Annotated in this window: 14 protein-coding genes and 1 other RNA gene; 8 read left to right on the top strand and 7 right to left on the bottom strand. The window is 66.5% G+C overall.

Going from position 1 to position 17587, the window contains the following annotated elements; translation table 11 throughout:
* Window positions 1-143: 143 nt before the first annotated feature.
* The 6 genes from DYQ94_RS00765 to trxC all read left to right on the top strand — a co-directional run bounded on the left by DYQ94_RS00765 (window position 144) and on the right by trxC (window position 7211).
* Entirely contained in the window at window positions 144-3308 is a 3165-nt protein-coding gene (locus tag DYQ94_RS00765) for a response regulator (RefSeq protein ID WP_126965690.1), read from the top strand.
* Entirely contained in the window at window positions 3281-4132 is an 852-nt protein-coding gene (locus DYQ94_RS00760) for a CheR family methyltransferase (RefSeq protein ID WP_184428981.1), read from the top strand. The genes DYQ94_RS00765 and DYQ94_RS00760 overlap by 28 nt, the downstream gene beginning before the upstream one ends.
* 5 nt (window positions 4133-4137) lie before the next feature.
* Window positions 4138-4716: a chemotaxis protein CheB gene (locus DYQ94_RS00755; RefSeq protein ID WP_024938076.1), complete on the top strand. Its 579-nt coding sequence runs from the start codon at window positions 4138-4140 to the stop codon at window positions 4714-4716.
* Complete coding sequence (locus DYQ94_RS00750; protein ID WP_126965689.1) at window positions 4713-5843, top strand: hybrid sensor histidine kinase/response regulator; 1131 nt, start codon at window positions 4713-4715, stop codon at window positions 5841-5843. The genes DYQ94_RS00755 and DYQ94_RS00750 overlap by 4 nt, the downstream gene beginning before the upstream one ends.
* Window positions 5844-6220: 377 nt before the next feature.
* The gene (locus tag DYQ94_RS00745) at window positions 6221-6586 is read left to right on the top strand and encodes a DUF1428 domain-containing protein (protein WP_046345870.1); all 366 of its coding nucleotides are present in this window, start codon (window positions 6221-6223) and stop codon (window positions 6584-6586) included.
* Window positions 6587-6764: 178 nt separating this feature from the next.
* Window positions 6765-7211, top strand: a complete 447-nt coding sequence (gene trxC / locus DYQ94_RS00740) for a thioredoxin TrxC (protein ID WP_160954601.1) — start codon at window positions 6765-6767, stop codon at window positions 7209-7211.
* Between the two features lie 157 nt (window positions 7212-7368).
* On the opposite strand, the gene DYQ94_RS00735 is transcribed toward trxC, so the two are convergent.
* On the bottom strand, window positions 7369-9744 hold the full coding sequence (locus tag DYQ94_RS00735; RefSeq protein ID WP_126965688.1) for a TonB-dependent receptor: 2376 nt from the start codon (window positions 9742-9744) through the stop codon (window positions 7369-7371).
* A 108-nt stretch (window positions 9745-9852) separates the two neighbouring features.
* Between DYQ94_RS00735 and DYQ94_RS00730 the strand changes: the two genes are divergently transcribed.
* Together DYQ94_RS00730 and DYQ94_RS00725 are read left to right on the top strand one after the other, a co-directional pair.
* Window positions 9853-9929, top strand: a non-coding RNA gene (locus DYQ94_RS00730) — sX9 sRNA.
* A gap of 249 nt (window positions 9930-10178) precedes the next feature.
* The gene (locus DYQ94_RS00725) at window positions 10179-11828 is read left to right on the top strand and encodes a glycoside hydrolase family 43 protein (RefSeq protein ID WP_126965750.1); all 1650 of its coding nucleotides are present in this window, start codon (window positions 10179-10181) and stop codon (window positions 11826-11828) included.
* A 231-nt stretch (window positions 11829-12059) separates the two neighbouring features.
* On the opposite strand, the gene DYQ94_RS00720 is transcribed toward DYQ94_RS00725, so the two are convergent.
* From DYQ94_RS00720 to DYQ94_RS00695, 6 genes are read right to left on the bottom strand one after another with little or no spacing between them, the layout of a single operon-like run.
* The gene (locus tag DYQ94_RS00720; RefSeq protein ID WP_184428979.1) at window positions 12060-14018 is read right to left on the bottom strand and encodes a response regulator; all 1959 of its coding nucleotides are present in this window, start codon (window positions 14016-14018) and stop codon (window positions 12060-12062) included.
* Complete coding sequence (locus DYQ94_RS00715) at window positions 14008-14883, bottom strand: sensor histidine kinase (RefSeq protein ID WP_065031873.1); 876 nt, start codon at window positions 14881-14883, stop codon at window positions 14008-14010. The genes DYQ94_RS00720 and DYQ94_RS00715 overlap by 11 nt, the downstream gene beginning before the upstream one ends.
* Entirely contained in the window at window positions 14880-15890 is a 1011-nt protein-coding gene (locus DYQ94_RS00710) for an ATP-binding protein (protein WP_126965686.1), read from the bottom strand. The genes DYQ94_RS00715 and DYQ94_RS00710 overlap by 4 nt, the downstream gene beginning before the upstream one ends.
* The gene (locus tag DYQ94_RS00705; protein ID WP_016901512.1) at window positions 15881-16276 is read right to left on the bottom strand and encodes an ATP-binding protein; all 396 of its coding nucleotides are present in this window, start codon (window positions 16274-16276) and stop codon (window positions 15881-15883) included. Before DYQ94_RS00705 ends, DYQ94_RS00710 begins: the two co-directional genes overlap by 10 nt.
* The gene (locus DYQ94_RS00700; protein WP_126965685.1) at window positions 16273-16635 is read right to left on the bottom strand and encodes an STAS domain-containing protein; all 363 of its coding nucleotides are present in this window, start codon (window positions 16633-16635) and stop codon (window positions 16273-16275) included. The genes DYQ94_RS00705 and DYQ94_RS00700 overlap by 4 nt, the downstream gene beginning before the upstream one ends.
* A gap of 1 nt (window position 16636) precedes the next feature.
* Entirely contained in the window at window positions 16637-17479 is an 843-nt protein-coding gene (locus DYQ94_RS00695) for an STAS domain-containing protein (protein ID WP_160954600.1), read from the bottom strand.
* Window positions 17480-17587: the final 108 nt, after the last annotated feature.

Below are 17587 nucleotides of genomic sequence, written 5' to 3'. Positions count from 1 at the left end.
CCCGGAAAAGCGCGCGACCATAGTGACGAGTGCGTGAAGGCTGCGTGCAAGCCGCCCCGGCTGCAGAGCGTCAAAATCCCGGCGATTTGCGCGTGAAAGTTATCGGCTACCATGACCGCCCTCCCCGTCCGGTCCGCGCCTTTATGCAGAACATCTCGACCACACGCGACCGCTGGGTGTGGGTGATCGCGGGGGCCTTGATGGCCGGAACGCTCGGCGTGGAACTGGTCACGCCGCTCGGCTATGCGGTGTGGCTGACCTATTTCGTCGCGGTGGGCGTGACGGTCTTCCAGAATCGCGTGCAGGTGCCCCTGGTGGTCGCCGCGCTCTCGTGCGTGCTGCTGGCCGTCGGTTTTCAGCTGGCGCCGTCCAGTACCAGCTCGAGTTTTTCCTCGATCAACCGCAGCATCGGCGGGGTGTCGTTCCTGGCGATGGCGCTGGTGGTGATGCAGGCGATCCGCGCGCGCCGCCAGGCCGAACTGGCGCTGTGGCTGCAGCAGGCTGAAAACACCGTTGAAGCCAGTTTGCGCGGCGATCACAGCCCCGACGATCTGGCCAATGCCGCCGTGCGCGCGCTGTGCGACACGCTGGATGCGCAGGTCGGCGCGTTGTATCGCATCGAGGGCGACCGCCTGCGTCTGACCGGCGGCGCCGCGCTGCCGGCCGATGTGTCCAGGACATTGCCGACCGATGCCGGCCAACTCGGCGAGGCCTTGCGCAGCGGCACGGTGCGCCGGGTGCGCGGTGTGGAAGCCGGACATCTGCAGATCGCCTCGGGCCTGGGCCGCAGCGCCTGCCAGGAACTGCTGCTGGCACCGGTCATCGCCGATGGGCGGGTGATCGGCATCCTCGAGCTGGGCCGCGCCGCTGCGCCGGGCACTGCCCGCACGCGCGAGGAAGAACTCCTCACGCGCTGCGGCGAGAACATCGGCCTGGCCTTGCGCACGGCATTGCTGCGCGCGCAGCTGGTGGCCCTGCTGGAAGAAACCCAGCGCCAAAGCGAAGAGCTGCAGACCCAGCAGGAAGAGCTGCGCGTGGCCAACGAGGAGCTGGAGGAACAAAGCCGCAGCCTGCAGCAATCGCAGAGCGATCTGGAACTGCAGCAAGCCGAGCTGGAACAGACCAACGTGCAGCTGGAAGAGCGCACCCAGGCGTTGGAAGCGCAGAAGCAGGCCTTGCTGATCGCGCAGAATCAGTTGGTGCGCAACAGCAACGAGCTGTCCACCGCCTCGCGCTACAAATCCGAGTTCCTGGCCAACATGTCGCACGAGCTGCGCACGCCGCTCAACAGCGCGCTGATCCTGGCCAAGCTGCTGTCGGACAACAAGGACGGCACGCTCAGCCCCGAGCAGGTGAAATACGCGCAGGCGATCCTGTCGTCCAACAACGATCTGCTGGCGTTGATCAACGACATTCTCGACCTGTCCAAGATCGAAGCCGGGCATGTGGAACTGGCCGACGAAACCGTCACCACCAGCTCGGTGCTGCAGCGCCTGCGCGAGACCTTCGAACCGCTGGCGCGCCAGAAGGGCCTGGCGTTGCAGCTGGCTGCCGAATCCGATGCACCGACGCAACTGGTCGTCGACAGCCAGCGCCTGCAGCAGATCCTCAAGAACCTGCTGGCCAACGCGATCAAGTTCACCGAGCACGGCAGCGTCAGCCTGTCGATCCAGGCGCACACGCCGGGCCGGGTGCTGTTCAAGGTCAACGACACCGGCATCGGCATCGCGCACGAACAGACCGAGATCATCTTCGAAGCGTTCCGTCAGGCCGATGGCAGCACGCGCCGTCGCTACGGCGGCACCGGCTTGGGCCTGTCGATCTCGCGTGACCTGGCCCAGCGCATGGGCGGCAGCATTCGGGTGGACAGCCAGCCCGGACGTGGCAGCTGTTTCACGCTGGAATTGCCGATCGACGGCGCGCCGGCCGAGCTGGTCACCGCAGCACAGGCCAACGCGGGTGCGCTGGCGATCGGCGCCACGCCGTTGTCGCAATCCGCCAGTGGCACGGCCATGGCCTCGCGCCTCGATGGGCGTGCAACGGGTGCGTCCACGGGGATGCCGCTGCCGATTCCGGCAGCCGCCGCCCCGCCGCTGCAGCGCGCCGACGATGATCGCGACCAACGTACCCGCCCCGGCCGACTGATCCTGGCGGTGGAGGACGAAGCACGCTTTGCACAGGCGCTGGTCGACCTGGCACACGAGCTGGACTTCGATTGCGTGGTGGCGCCCAGCGCCGAAGAAGCGCTGCGCCTGGCCGCCGAACTGCGCCCCAGCGGCATCCTGCTCGACATCGGCCTGCCGGATGCGTCCGGCCTGAGCGTGCTCGAACGCCTCAAGCGCGATCCGGCCACGCGCCATATTCCGGTGCATGTGGTGTCCGCGCTGGAGCGCAGCCAGATTGCGCTGGAACTGGGCGCGGTGGGCTATCTGATCAAGCCGGCCACGCGCGAGCTGCTGGCGGGCGCGATCCGTCAACTGGAAGACACCAATGCACGCGCGGTGCGCCGCCTGCTGATCGTCGAAGACGACAGCGCGCTGCGTGCGAATCTGCAATTGCTGCTGGCGCGCGATCAGCTGGAGATCATCGCAGTGGGCAGCATTGCCGAGGCGATGCAGCAACTGGCCGGCTCGACCTTCGACTGCATGGTCACCGATCTGGCGCTGCCCGACGGCAGCGGCTACGACCTGCTCGAGCGCATGGCCGGCAACGACGCAGTCGCGTTTCCGCCGGTCATCGTCTACACCGGGCGCGCGCTCACCCGCGACGAGGAACAACGCCTGCGCCGCTATTCCAAGAGCATCATCATTAAGGGCGTGCGCTCGCCCGAACGCCTGCTCGATGAGGTGACGCTGTTCCTGCACAGCGTGGAAGCCTCGCTGCCCAGCGACCAGCAACGCCTGCTGCGCGAAGCGCGCCGCCGCGACGCGGTGCTGGACGGCGCCACCGTGCTGCTGGCCGAGGACGACGTGCGCAACATCTTTGCGCTCTCCAGCGTGCTCGAGCCGCTGGGCGTGACGCTGCAGATCGCCCGCAACGGCCGCGAGGCGCTGGAACATCTGGCCAAGCACGAAGTGGACCTGGTGCTGATGGACATCATGATGCCGGAGATGGACGGCCTGACCGCGATGCGCCAGATCCGCGCCAATCGCCAGTGGCAGGATCTGCCGATCATCGCGCTGACCGCCAAGGCCATGGCCGACGATCGCGAGCGCTGTCTGGAGGCCGGTGCCAACGACTACATCGCCAAGCCCATCGACGTGGACAAGCTGGTGTCGCTGTGCCGGGTGTGGTGCTCGCGGCAATGAACGCGGTTGAGCTGTTCGACCTGGAGCTGCGGGTGCTGCTGGAAGCGGTCTACCAGCGCTACCACTACGACTTCCGCGATTACGCGGTGTCGTCGCTGCGCCGGCGCATGCGCCACGCGATGGCACGCCTGGAGTGCGCGCGCGTGGCCGATCTGCAGCACCGCCTGCTGCACGAACCTGACACCTTCGCGCAGGCGATGCAGTTCTTCACCGTGCAGGTGTCGGAGATGTTCCGCGACCCGACCTACTTCCGCGTACTGCGCGAGCATGCGGTGCCGGTCTTGCGCACCTATCCATCGATCAAGCTGTGGGTGGCCGGCTGCAGCACCGGCGAGGAAGTCTGGTCGCTGGCGATCCTGTTGCACGAAGAAGGCCTGCTCGAAAAGGCGGTGATCTACGCCACCGACATCAATCCCGAAGCACTGGGCATGGCCGAGGCCGGCGCCTTCGGCATCGACCGCATCGCGCAGTTCAGCCGCAATTACCTGGATGCCGGCGGCCGCGGCTCGCTCTCGGATTACTACACCACCGCCTACGATGGCGCGGTGTTCGATCGCCGGTTGAAGCGCAATATCGTCTTCGCCGACCACAGCCTGGCCACCGATACGGTGTTCTCCGAAGTACACCTGGTGTCGTGCCGCAACGTGCTGATCTATTTCAACCGCAGCCTGCAGGACCGTGCCGTGGGCCTGTTCCACGATGCATTGGTGCACCGTGGGTTCCTGGGCCTGGGCAGCAAGGAGTCGCTGCAGTTCGGTGCGCATGCGCAGGCGTTCGAAACCGTGGCGCGCGAGCAGCGCCTGTTCCGCAAGGCGGCGGCATGAACGCAATGCACGCGGCGGCGGCGCAGTTCGACGCGATGGTGATCGGTGCCTCGGCCGGCGGTGTCATGGCCTTGCAGGCGCTGCTGTCCAGCCTGCCTGCAGACCTGCCGATGCCGGTGCTGGTGGTGTTGCACCTGCCGCGCGACCGCACCAGCCATCTTGCCGAGCTGATGGATGCACGCTGCGCCTTGCCGGTGCGCGAGGCCGAAGACAAGCAGCCACTGCTTGCCGGCAGCGTGACCATCGCCCCGCCCGACTACCATCTGCTGGTTGAAACGCGCGACAGCCTGGCGTTGTCGATGGATGCACCAGTGCTGTTCTCGCGCCCGGCGATCGACCCGCTGTTCGAATCGGCGGCCGACGTCTTCGGGCAGCGCCTGCTGGCGATCCTGCTCACCGGCGCCAGCAGCGACGGCAGCGCCGGCGTGGCGGCGGTGCGCGCAGTCGGTGGCACCGCATGGATCCAGCGCCCCGACGATGCCGCCTCACCGCTGATGCCCGCCTCCGCTCTCGCCTATGCTGGCGCCGATGCGGTGCTCACCCTGCAGGCGATCTGCAGCCGACTGGAAGCCTTTCACCCATGAATCTCACCGCGACCGGCCTGGCTGCGCACAGCAATGGCGACGAACCCGCCAAGCTGCTGATCGTCGACGACGTGCCGCAGAACCTGGTGGCGATGGAAGCGCTGCTGCAGCGCGACGGCCTCCAGGTGCTGTGTGCCGCGTCCGGCGCGCAGGCGCTGGAGCTGCTGCTCGAACACGATGTGGCGCTGGCGCTGCTGGATGTGCACATGCCGGAAATGGACGGCTTTTCGCTGGCCGAACTGATGCGCGGCTCGCAGCGCAGCCGGCATGTGCCGATCATTTTCCTGACCGCATCGCCGAACGATCCGATGCGCGCCTTCCAGGGCTACGAAACCGGCGCGGTGGATTTCCTGCACAAGCCGATCGAGCCGCACGTGATCCTGAGCAAGGTCAATGTGTTCATCGAGTTGTACCAGCAGCGGCGCCTGCTCAAGGCACGCAACGCCTCGCTGGAACGCGCGCTTACGCTCAACGAAACCATGATGGCCGTGCTCACCCACGACCTGCGTACGCCGCTGTCGGTGATCCTGCTGTGCGCCGACAAGCTCGGCCTGGATGTGAAGGCCGATGGCTCGGCCGCACGCACGCTCGATCACCTGGAAAACAGCGCGCGGCGGATGGCACGGATGGTCGAGCAGTTGCTGGATTTCTCGCGCCTGCGCAGCGACGGGCTGTCGATGCAGTTCGGCCCCTGCAATCTGGGCGAAGTCACCCACAGCGTGGTGGGCGAAGTGGCGCAGGCCAACCCGCACACGCCGATCGACCTGCGTACCGAAGGCGATCTGGACGGCGATGGCGACGGCGATCGCCTGGCCCAGGTCGTGTCCAACCTGGTCGGCAATGCGGTGCTGCATGGCGGCAGCCAGCCGGTGCGGGTGCATCTGGACGGACGCGAACGCGACACGCTGCGGCTGTCGGTGCGCAATGTCGGGCGCATCCCGGACAGCCTGATGCCGCGCCTGTTCGAGCCGTTCAAGGCCAGCTTCCATACCAGCCAGGGCCTGGGGCTGGGCCTGTTCATCGCCGACCAGTTCGTCAAGGCGCACGGCGGCACGCTGCAGGCACGCAACGAAAACGGCGACGTGGTGTTTGAAGCCGTGATGCGGCGACACAATCTGGCCGCGTAATCGCGGCCAACGGGGCGACAAGCATCACGCCGGGCGTTCGCCGCGGCACCCGGCAAGGCGTGCGGGGTGATCGAAACCCATGCAATCCCGATGCTGGCGGCCTGTCGTAAGCCCCGCCCATCGCGGCAACATAATCCCTCTGACGAACTCATCCAAGACGCCTCACGCAGCGCGCGGCGCATGCGGTCCGACAACGGAAGCCGGCACGAAAGCGGTTTGCATCGTCATGCGGGCGCGACCAGTGCCCGCATGACGGATGCGCCGTATGCTCGTACTCCACGCCCCGTCCCGGCGCAGCGTTCCAGCCTGTTTCGATCGCACCAGCATCTGTCGTCATCATCCGGCGCACGCCGTGCGCCATGTCCGAGGAGGTGGTCATGTCGTATGTGGATGGATTTGCACTCGCGGTACCCACGGCCAACAAGGCCGCGTTTCTGGAACATGCCCGCATGGGCGATGCCATCATCATCGAATACGGCGCGCTGCGCGTGGTGGAGTGCTGGGGCGATGACGTCCAGCATGGACAACTGACCGACTTCCACCGCGCGGTCGCTGCCGGCGAGGACGAAACCGTGGTGTTTTCGTGGATCGAATGGCCGGACAAGGCGACCCGCGATGCGGGCATGCGCAAGATGATGGACGACCCGCGCATGGACCCGTCGGTCAACCCGATGCCGTTCGATGGCAAGCGACTGATCTACGGCGGCTTTGTTCCGATCCTGAGCCTGGGACAATCGGGCTGAGCACTGCAGCGCGCACGCGTATCTGTCTTTCACGTGCGCGCTCCCCCCCGGTGTTGCGGAAGTGGCCGACGGCACCGGGTCTTCGGCGTTGGCCGTTACACTGGCCGCATGCAGCCGCGCTCGCCGCCCACGATGCGCGGGCGCAGCGACTGTATTGCCTGCCACCGGAGACCACCGCATGACCGACGCACCGCTTTTAATCGCCTGCCCGAGCTGCGCTGCGATGAACCGTGTTGCAGCTGCGCGTCTGCGCGATGCACCCAACTGCGGCAGTTGCCACAAGCCCTTGTTCCTGGGCACGCCGGTGGCGCTGTCGGAGGCCGATTTCGATAAGCATGCGGTGCATAGCGCGCTGCCGTTGGTGGTGGATTTCTGGGCGCCGTGGTGCGGGCCGTGCCTGAGCATGGCGCCGCAGTTTGCCGCAGCCGCGGCACTGCTCGAACCGCAGGTCCGGCTGGCGAAGGTCGATACCGATCTGCATCCGGCGCTTGGCACGCGCTTCGGCATCCGCAGCATCCCGACCTTGCTGGTCATCCGCGGCGGCAGTGAGCTGGGCCGTCACTCCGGCGCGGTGAGCAGCGCGCAGATCGTCAGCTGGGTGCAGTCGGTGTTGCGCAGCCGTTGATACAAAAAAACCCGCTGCATGATGCACGCAGCGGGTCTGTTCTACGTTCTACGATCGGCATCACTGCGGCACACGCGCAGTGATGCAGTCGATCGATCAAGCACCGGGAGCGGCTGACCAGAGCACTGTGCAGCCGCTGGCGACTTTTCAGTCGCTCTTACTGCCAGTTGACGTTGACCGACACGCCCACCACGCGCGGCTCGTTGTACACCGCCGCCATGTAGTTTTCGATCACGCCCTTGACGTTCTTCTCGTTGGTGATGTTGCGCGCAAACGCCGCCACCTCCCACGCGCCATAGCCGCCGGTGTAACCGAGCTTGAGGCCGCCTTCGAAATTGCCGTTGGCGCGGAACTCGGTGGAGTCGTACAGCACGAAGCTGGTTTCGCCCTGCTTGTTCCAGTCGGTGGAGACGAAGAAGGCGCCATCGTTGCCCACCGGAATGTCGTAGCGCGCGGCCAGGTTGAGGTTGTACTTGGGCGCGTTGGGCAGCGGGTTGCCGTCGATCTGCGCAAAGGTGTTGGCACCGACGCGGATGGTCGGGTCGTTGACCGTGCACACCACCACGCCGTTGAGCGCACAGGCCTGCGCGTAGACGCGATCGTCGTGGATTTCGCTATGCAACAGGCTCAGGCCGGCGGTTAGCGACAGGTTGGAGATCGGGCGCCAGTCCAGATCCGCCTCCAGGCCGTAGGCCTTGGCCTTGTCGGCATTGAACAGCACGCCATTACCGTCCGAGTCGTTGCCGTTGAGCTGGATGTCGTCCACCGTATAGGTGAAGCCGCTGACGTTCAGACGCAGGCGGTTGTCGAACAGGCTGCTCTTGATGCCGGCTTCCCACGACAGGATGGTTTCCGAATCGGCGGTGGTGAAATCCGAATTGAACACCGCGCTGCGGCCCTGGATGGTCGGGCCGCGGAAACCGCGTGCCACGCGCGCATAGATGCTCAGCTCGGGATTGATTTCATACATCGCGCTGAGATCCCAGCTGGGCTGGGTGTCGGACATGCGCACGTCGCGACGGCCGCGATAGGTCACCGCACCGGCGGCGGTATCGGCGGTCTTGAGCAGGCGGGTTTCCTTGCTGTCCTTGGTCTGGCGCAGACCGGCAGTCAGGGTGAGCGCGTCGGTGGCCTTGTAGCTGAGCTGCCCGAAGCCGGCCCAGGAGGTATTGGTGTTGCGCAGGCGCACCCAGTTGTTGGGGTTGCGCGCGGCGGTCTGCAGGAAATACGCCCGCTGATAGAAATCGGTGGTGTCGCGCCCGTCGAAGTAGAACGCGCCCACCTGCCATTGCAGAGCGTCGTCGCCTTCGCTGGCCAGACGCAGTTCCTGGGTGTACTGGTCCAGGTCGCGGATCTGCCCCATCGACTGGCCGAAGCCGTTCGGCACGCCGTTGACCGGGTAGTTGGCCGCTGCGCCGCCATCGGTGTCGCCACGGCTATAGCCGGAGGTGGTTTCGTAGGCGGTGATGGAGGTCAGCGACACGCCGCCGAAATCGTAGATCGCCTTGATGGAGCCGCCGTCGGTCTGATACGCCTGCGGGTTGTCGTGCGCCTCGTCGTAGGCCACGCGATCGCGCGGCACGTCGACCTTGTCGCTGCCGCGCGTGACCGCATTGCGCAGGAACAACGTGGAGGTGCCGTCGTAGTCGCGCGTATGCACCGAGCCCAGCAGCGAGAACGCGTCGTTGGGCTTGAGCAGCAACTGCAGGCGCGCATTGCGGTCGTTGTAGCCGCCCATTGCATCCTTGCGCGGGGTACGCGTGCCGTCGGCGCTGCTGCCGGCGAAGGTGTTGTCCACCCAGTCGTCGCGGTGCTGGTACAGGGCCGACACGCGGAACGAAAGCACGTCGTTGATCGGCCCACCGAAGCCGCCATCCAGCGACACGGTGTTGTAGCTGCCGTAGCTGGCATCGACGCGACCGGTGTAGGTATCGCCAGGTTTGATGGTGTCGAACTTGACGATGCCGGCGGTGGTGTTGCGGCCGAACAAGGTGCCCTGCGGGCCGCGCAGCACTTCGACCTGGTCCACGTCGTAGACCGGGTTGGACTTGAGCACCACGTGTTCCAGCACCACGTCGTCCTGGATGATGGACACCGGCTGCGAAGCGCCGAGGTAGAAATCGATATTGCCCAGGCCACGGATATAGAAGCGCGGGAAGATGCGCCCGGTGGTGGTCTCGGCATAGAAGCCCGGCACGCGGCCGGACAGCGCCAGCAGCGTGTCGTCGCCACCGGCGGTGAACTCGCGCATCGCCGCGCCTTGCACCACGCCCACCGACACCGGCACTTCCTGCAGGTTCTGCTCGCGGTGTTCGGCAGTGACGGTGACCGTATCCAGCGCGGTCGGGCTGCCCTCGCCCTCGCCCTGGCGCGTCGGCGCCTGCTGCGCAGAGGCAGCAGCGGCCAGCGAGGCAAGCAGCAGGCCGGCGCAGGCACGCGCCAGCGGCGTGCGCTGCAAGGCGGCGCGACGGCGTGCGGGTGCGTGCGTGGTGGCGGACGTCAGGGACGCGGAGACAGACGAGTACAACGACATGCGAGATGATCCTTGGGTAGGTGACGCGAGGGGTGACACGGAGGCAAACGTGGCGATCAACATGGCTGCGCGGCGATCAGTCGGGCACGGCCGGTACTTGGAATCGGCACGTCGCACTCGTACACGCCGGTTCCTCCCCCACCGTCCGCACCCACCTGACACCTGCTCGCCACGTGTTGTTGGCCACTCCAGCGTCCGTCGGCACCGGGCATGCCGGCCGACGACGCAAGGTGGCGCCGCGCGCACGATATGTCAGCAATGTTGCAGCTCTATGGCAAGCGTGTCGTTGCGCACATGGCCGCCGTTGCAGAGCCATGCCGCGGCGCGCGCCAGGCATTTCGAAACGGCATGCCTGCGCTGGCCGCGTGCTGTCATGCTGGCGCCATGCGGACGCGCTCAGCGGAGAGGAACAGAGCTTGAAACGACTTGGATGGATGGCGGGCGTACTGGCCGCAGTGAGTTGTCAGCTGGCGCAGGCCGGCAGCGCGGTGATCAGCCGGATCGACTACCAGGGCGATGACGGCGGCCCGATACCGACCGCGGCACAGTACCGCAACCCGGTCGTGGCCGGTTTCCATCCTGACCCGTCGGCGGTCCGCGTCGGCGACGACTTCTATCTGGTCAACTCCAGCTTCGGCTATTTCCCCGGCCTGCCGGTGTTCAAGAGCCGCGATCTGGTGCACTGGACGCAGATCGGCAACGCGATCGATCGCCCCGATCAGATCAAATACGGCAACGACGAACTCACCCGCGGCCTGTTCGCCGCCAGCATCAGCCACCACGACGGCACCTTCTACATCGCCAACACCTGTTTCTACTGCGATGGCGGCAATTTCCTGATCACCGCCAAGGATCCGGCCGGGCCCTGGTCGGACCCGATCTGGCTGGATGCCAAGGGCATCGACCCATCGCTGTTCTTCGACGACGACGGCAGCGCCTGGCTGGTCAACAACGATGTGCCGGCAGGCAAGCTGCGTTACGACGGGCACCGCGCGATCTGGCTGCAGCGACTGGATCTGGCCAGCATGAAACTGGTCGGCACGCGCCAGGTACTGGTGGATGCGGGCTTCCAGCCGGCCAGCAACCCCGAGCATATCGAGGGCCCGCACCTGTTCCGTCGCGATGGCTATTACTACCTGACCGCAGCCGAGGGCGGCACCGGCGAGCAGCATGCACAGATGATCTACCGCAGCCGCCAGATCGCCGGGCCCTACCAGCCCTGGAGCGGCAATCCGGTGCTGACCCAGCGCGATCTGGACCCCAGCCGCAGCGCGCCGATCACCTCCGCAGGCCACGCGCAATTGGTCGAATTGCAGGACGGCTCCTGGTGGGCGGTATTCCTGGCCACCCGCCCGTATCAAGGCAACCACTACACCCTGGGTCGCGAAACCTTCCTGCTGCCGGTGCAATGGCGCGACGGCTGGCCGGTGATACTGCCGCACGGCACGGCTGTGCCTGCGGTCGCCACGCGCCCGCCGCTGCCGGCAGGCACGCAGGACGCACCCACCAGCGGGCCAATGCAGTGGAGCGAGCATTTCCAGGACGCGCGCGTGCCGATGCAATGGATGACCATCCATCCGCCAACGGCGCCGTGGTATGTCACCAGCCCGCAGGGTCTGCGCATCACGCCCTCGAGCGTGGCGCTGGGCGATATCGGCCGCGGGCAGCCGGCGTATCTGGGCCACCGTCTGCAGCATCACCACGCCACGCTGGCGGCGACCGTCGATGGCAGCACGCTGGCAGCGGGCGAACAGGCGGGGCTGGCGATCGTCGCCAGGGAAACGCATTACCTGGCCTTACTGCTGGTGCGCGAGGATGCCGGCATGTCGGTGGTGCTGTCGCGCCGCGCCGGGACGCAGGAGCCAGGCAGCGGCACCGTGCTGGCGCGCGCGCCGCTGGCCGATGCAACCCAACCGGTCACGCTGCGCTTTGCCCTGGATGGCGCACGCGTGCATGTGGATTACGCAGTCGGCAGCGGCCAGTGGCAGACGCTGCTGGAACAGGGCGATGCCCGCATGCTCAGTACCGACAGCGCCGGCGGTTTCCTGGGTGCCACGTTCGGCCCGTACGCGGACGCGCAGTGAGCGCACGCACGCCAACGACACGCCGGTGCTGCCGGCGCACTGCACAGGCATCCACTGCAGCCAGGTGCGTGCAACACGGCGTGTCAGGCACAGGCGGCGCACACCTGAAACACACGCAGCTGGACGCTGGTTTGGACGCGCGCAACGCCTGAGGCGTCGCGGCACATCGCTATCGTTATCGTTGCGCGGCAGGCAGGCACCGACAGCTGGCGCCTACGCGCGTAAACCGCGTCAGGCGCGGGCGGCGATCACGCTGCTATCGAGCATCTGCCCGACCATGTTGAGCAGATCGTTGAGGCTGAAAGGCTTGGGCAGCAGCGCCATGCCGTCGGCCAGGAATTCCTGGCGGGTGGCGGCGTTTTCGGCGTAGCCGGTGATGAACAGGATCGGCAAGCCCGGCCGCAGCGCGCGCGCCACGTCGGCCATGTCGCGCCCGTTCATGCCGGGCAGGCCGACGTCGGACACCACCAGATCGATCTCCACCCCGGCACGCAACTGATCCAGCGCGCCGTTGGCATCATCGGCTTCCACCACGTGGTAGCCGGCATCGCTGAGCACCTCGCTCACCATCATGCGCACCACATCGGTGTCGTCCACCAGCAAGATACGCTCGCTGCGTGTACGGGGCGAACTCGGTGCCGGTGCCGGCGGCACTGCGCTGGCAGTGAGCCCGCGCGGCAGCAGCAAGGCCACCGTGGTTCCGCGGCCCACGGTGCTGGTGATGCGTGCGGTGCCGCCGGACTGGCGCGCAAAGCCATAGGTCATCGACAAGCCCAGGCCGGTGCCCTCGCCGATCGGCTTGGTGGTGAAGAACGGCTCGAAGACCTGATTGAGGATGGCCGGTTCGATGCCGCTGCCATTGTCGATCACGTTCAGCACCACGTAATCACCATCGTCCAGTTCCGGATCGCCTTGCGCGGTGTAGGCCGCGCTCTGGATGCGGATGGTGCCCCGGCCCTTCAAGGCGTCACGTGCGTTGATCACCAGGTTGAGCACCACGTTTTCGAGCTGGTTGGCATCGGCCATTGCCACCAGTGGCGTGTCGGCCAACTCCAGCTCCAGCACGATGTTCTCGCCGATCGAGCGGTGCAGCATGTCTTCCAGCGAACGCACGCGTGTGTTGATGTCGAAGGCTTGCGCATCCAGCGATTGCTTACGCGCGAAGGCGAGCATGCGCTGGGTCAGTGCGGCGGCGCGATGCGCCGAGCCGGTGGCGATCTCGGCCAGCCGCGGCACCCGCTCGATGCGGTTGGACTCGACCGCCAGCTGGATCATGTCCAGGCCGGAAATGATGCTGGTCAGCAGATTGTTGAAGTCGTGCGCGATGCCGCCGGTGAGCTTGCCCAGCGCCTCCATCTTCTGCGCCTGCAGCAACTGGATTTCGGTGCGCTGGCGCTCGGCGATCTGGTGGGCCAGCTCGGTGGTGGCGGTATCCAGCTCCTGGCGCTGCTCACGCTCGCGCAGGCGCTGTTCGGTGACGTCCTCGACCAGCAGCAGGCCCAGATCCGGTTCGCGATACGGCGACACGCGCCACTCGGTTTCGCGCACCTTGCCCTCGCGCAGGATCGACAAGGCACCGCTCCAGCGCTCGCGTTGCGCCAGTGCGTTGGTCAGCGCCTGCACGGTGGCGGCCTGGTCCACGCCGGGCACGGCAAGCGCCTCGCCGGGCGTGACGGTACCGATCAAGCGCTGGAACGCCGCGTTGGCCTCATGCGTGTGCAAGCTCGCATCGACCACCGCAATCGGTGCACTGATGTGCTCGAAGATCTCGCGGAAGCGTGCCTCGCTGATGCGCAAGGCGTCTTCGGCCTGGCGCGCGCGCAGCAGGGTGCGCAGCGTGGCGACCAGCACGCTGGGGTCGACCGGGTGAATCAGGTAGGCGTCGGCACCGGCCTCCAGGCCGGTGATCATGTCGCCGGTGGCGATCGACGCGGCCGACACGTGCACCACAGGCAGCAACGCGGTGCGCGGCTCGGCGCGCAGCGTGCGCACGATGTCAAAGCCGCTCATGTCCGGCAGATTGACGTCCAGCACCACCGCAGAGAATGCCTGCTCGGCCAGTTTGGCCAGGCCGTCGGTGCCGGTGCCGGCTTCGTCGACCACGAACTGGTGGTGTTCGAGCACGCGGCGCACCGAATAACGCGTCACCGCGTTATCGTCGACGACCAGAATGTGTGGCTTACTGCCCAAGTGCATCCTCCGCTGCCAGCGTGACCGGCAGCACCACGAAAAATTCCGAGCCCTGCCCGACCACGCTGTTGATCCCCACAGTGCCGCCCAGCAACTCGGCAAACCGCTTGCAGATCGACAGCCCCAGACCGGTGCCGGTGAGGCGTTTCTGCAACGGCGAATCCACCTGTACAAAATCCTCGAACAAGGCGTCGTGAAGCTCGGCCGGAATGCCGATGCCGGTGTCCTGCACGCTGAAGCGCACATGGGTCTCGCCTTCCAGCTGCGCGAATACGCGCACATGGCCTTGCGGGGTGAACTTGAGTGCGTTGGAAATGAAGTTGCGCAGGATCTGCGCCAGCTTCTTGTCGTCGGTATAGAGCATCGGCAGCACCGGCGGGTCTTCGAAGATCAAGGTGGTGCTGCCGGCATCGGTGAGCGGGCGGAACATGCCGCGCAAGGCCGCAAACAGGTCCATCAGGTCGAACCAGCCCGGCGAGATGGTGATGCGCCCGGCCTCGATCTTGGCCAGATCCAGCAGGTCGTCGACCATCTCGGTGAGCTCGCGCGCCGAGGCGCTGACAAAGCGCACCTGCTTGGACTGCTCGGCAGTCAGCGGCCCGTCCATGCCGTCTTCCAGCAGCCGCGTGATGCTCAGGATCGAACTGAGCGGGGTGCGGAACTCGTGGCTCATGTACGACAGGAAGCGGCTCTTGAGCTCGGACACATCGCGCAGCTGTTCGGCCTGCTGATCCAGCTCGGCATACAGCGCCAGCACACCCTGGTTGGTCTCTTCCAGCTCTTCGCGCAGGGCCTGGTTCTGCCGCCGCAGCGCATCCAGTTCGGCCAGCGGATCGAGCGGTGGTGTCTCACCGGAAGCATTCATTGCAGGCCTCCCAGCCGCATGACAAATACGCCGCAATCGTCGCGGCCACGCGTGTAATCGCGCAACAGCACCGCCGCAATCAGGCGCGGATGGCGCGACAGCAGGCCCGGGTGATCGCGCAGGTTCCAGCGCGATTGCAGGCCATCGCTGTGCATGACCAGCAGCTTGCCGGCGGCATCCGCAAAATCGAATGGCTGCGCCTTGCGGAACTGCACCCCGACGATGCCCGGATGCGACGGCATGCCACGCACGCCGTCGCCATCGCACAGCGAGGCGACGATATTGCCCACCCCGGCAAAGCGCACCCGGCCGGTGCTGCTGTCGAACTGCATCACCGCGGCCGCGCCGCCGCGGGTACCGGACATACCGGCATGCAGCTGCGCGATGCGCTCGCCGGGTTCGCCGCGGGCCGCCGCCGCTGCGCGCGCGCCGGCGTCGGCGGCTTCGGCGGCGCCCGGACCGTGGCCCAGGCCATCGATCAGGGTAACGGTCGCCCGCTGCTCGCCGATCGCCAGATGCCAGGCATCGCCGCACACCGTTTCGTTGTGCAGCGGCAGGCGAATGGCGCCGTACGGCAGGTCCAGCTCGGCGCGTTGCTGCGCAAACAACCGTGCCATCACCAGCGCACCCTTGGCATCGGAATACGCATCCAGCACCTGCGCCTGGCGCTGGATCGCACCCAGCCCGGTGCCCGGCGTCCCGGCGGTGGAATAGCCATCGCGCAGGCCGTCCACGAGTGCGAACCCGGGGCCGCCGTCGATGGCGCAGATCTCCACGCCCATGCCCTGGGCGGTGGCGACCGTGGACAACTGCAGCACGCCGCCACGTCCATGCTTGACCATGTTGGTGGCAAGCTCGGTGGCCACCAGCGCCACGCGCCCGCAGGCGGCCTCATCGAAACCCAGCGCCTGAGCCAGCACCGCCGCCTCGCGGCGCGCCTGCCCGACCTGGCTGGTTTCGTCGACGCGAAACGCGCGCGTAACCTCGCCGGCGAGCATCACTTCCATTTGGTGATGGTGATCCGCGTGCCCTTGCCGGCTGCGGTGTCCAGCACGAAATCATCCACCAGCCGACGGCTGCCGGACAGGCCCAGCCCCAGCCCGCTGCCGGAGGTCCAGCCATCGGTGAGCGCCAGATCCAGGTCGGGAATGCCGGGGCCCTCGTCGCGGAAGGTCAGCTGCACGCCCTTGCGGATGCCGCTTTCCACCAGGGCCCAATCCATGTCGCCGCCGCCGCCGTAGATCACGGTGTTGCGGGCCAGCTCGCTGGCTGCGGTGACCAGCTTGGTCTGGTCGACCAAACGCAGGCCGCACTGCACCACCAGCTTGCGTACCGTCTGCCGGGCCAGCACCACATCCTGTTCGGTGCGCACCGGTTGCGAACCGGTGGTCATGAAGCGTGATCGGGTTGCTGCAACAGGAGCATGCCGCGTTCGACATTGAGCGCGGTGCGCACCGACGGCAGGGTCAGGCCCAGCTCGACCAGCGTGATCGCCACGGCCGGCTGCATGCCGACCACCACGGTCCTGGCATCCATGATTGCCGCCAAGCCGGAGATGGTGCTGATCATGCGGCCGATGAAGGAGTCGACGATGTCCAGTGCGGAAATGTCGATCAGCACGCCGCGCGCGGAGGTGGCGCTGATCTTTTCCGACAGGTCTTCCTGCAGCGTCATCGCCAGTTGGTCGTGCATGTCCACCTGGATGGTGACCAGCAGCAGGTCGCCCATCCGCAGGATCGGGATGCGCTCCATGTCAGCCCGCCTTGCCCACGGTCATGCCGATGCGCTTGAGCGCCAGCGCCAAAGCGTCGGACAGGTTGGCCTTGGTGACGATGCCCTGCAGGTCCAGGCCCAGGTGCACGATGGTCTGCGCGATCTGCGGGCGCACGCCGCTGATGATGGCATCGGCGCCCATCAGGCGGATCGCGGTGACGGTCTTGAGCAGGTGCTGCGCCACCAGCGTGTCCACGGTGGGCACGCCGGTGATGTCGATGATGGCGATTTCCGAGCCGGTATCGACGATGCGCTGCAGCAGCGACTCCATCACCACCTGGGTGCGCTGCGAATCCAGCGTGCCGATCATCGGCAGTGCCAGCACGCCCTCCCACAGCTTGACCACCGGGGTGGACAGCTCCAGCATTTCTTCCTGCTGGCGCACGATGATGTCTTCGCGGGTCTTCTGGAACGCCTTGACGGTGTACAGGCCCAGACGGTCCAGCAGCTCGGACAGCGCCCACAGCTGCTGGCCCAGATCCTCCGGCGCATCGGCATACTCGCGCTGCATCAGCGCAAACAGCACCCGCTTGAGCGAGAAGATGAAGTTGGCGGTTTCCTGCGAATCGAAGCCACGGGTGGCGCGGTCGCGCGAGAGGTTTTCCAGGAAACGACGCACCTCGCTCCAGTCGGCGCTATCCAGGCTGCTGCCGCCGTCCTTCAGGGAAGCGACCAGCAGATGCAAAAAGTCCGCGCTCTGGGTTTCGACGTCCTGCCGGGAAATACGTCCATCGCTGCCCAGGCTGGAGCTTAGCCATGCAGCCAACAACGCCGTTTCCTGGCCACGAATCGCATCGATCGAGCGCTGCTGCAATGCCACCATGAGATCACCCGCCGAGAGTAGAAGAGAGAAGGCTGGGCATGCGGGACGATGGCGCCCCCTGACTGGCGCGGCGCCCCCACGCCGAAGCGCAGCAGAATAAAGCAATTC

This window comes from Xanthomonas sp. LMG 8993, assembly GCF_009835065.2.
In the GTDB taxonomy this organism is placed as follows: Bacteria; Pseudomonadota; Gammaproteobacteria; order Xanthomonadales; family Xanthomonadaceae; genus Xanthomonas; species Xanthomonas arboricola.
This window is presented reverse-complemented; position numbering and strand designations above follow the sequence as displayed.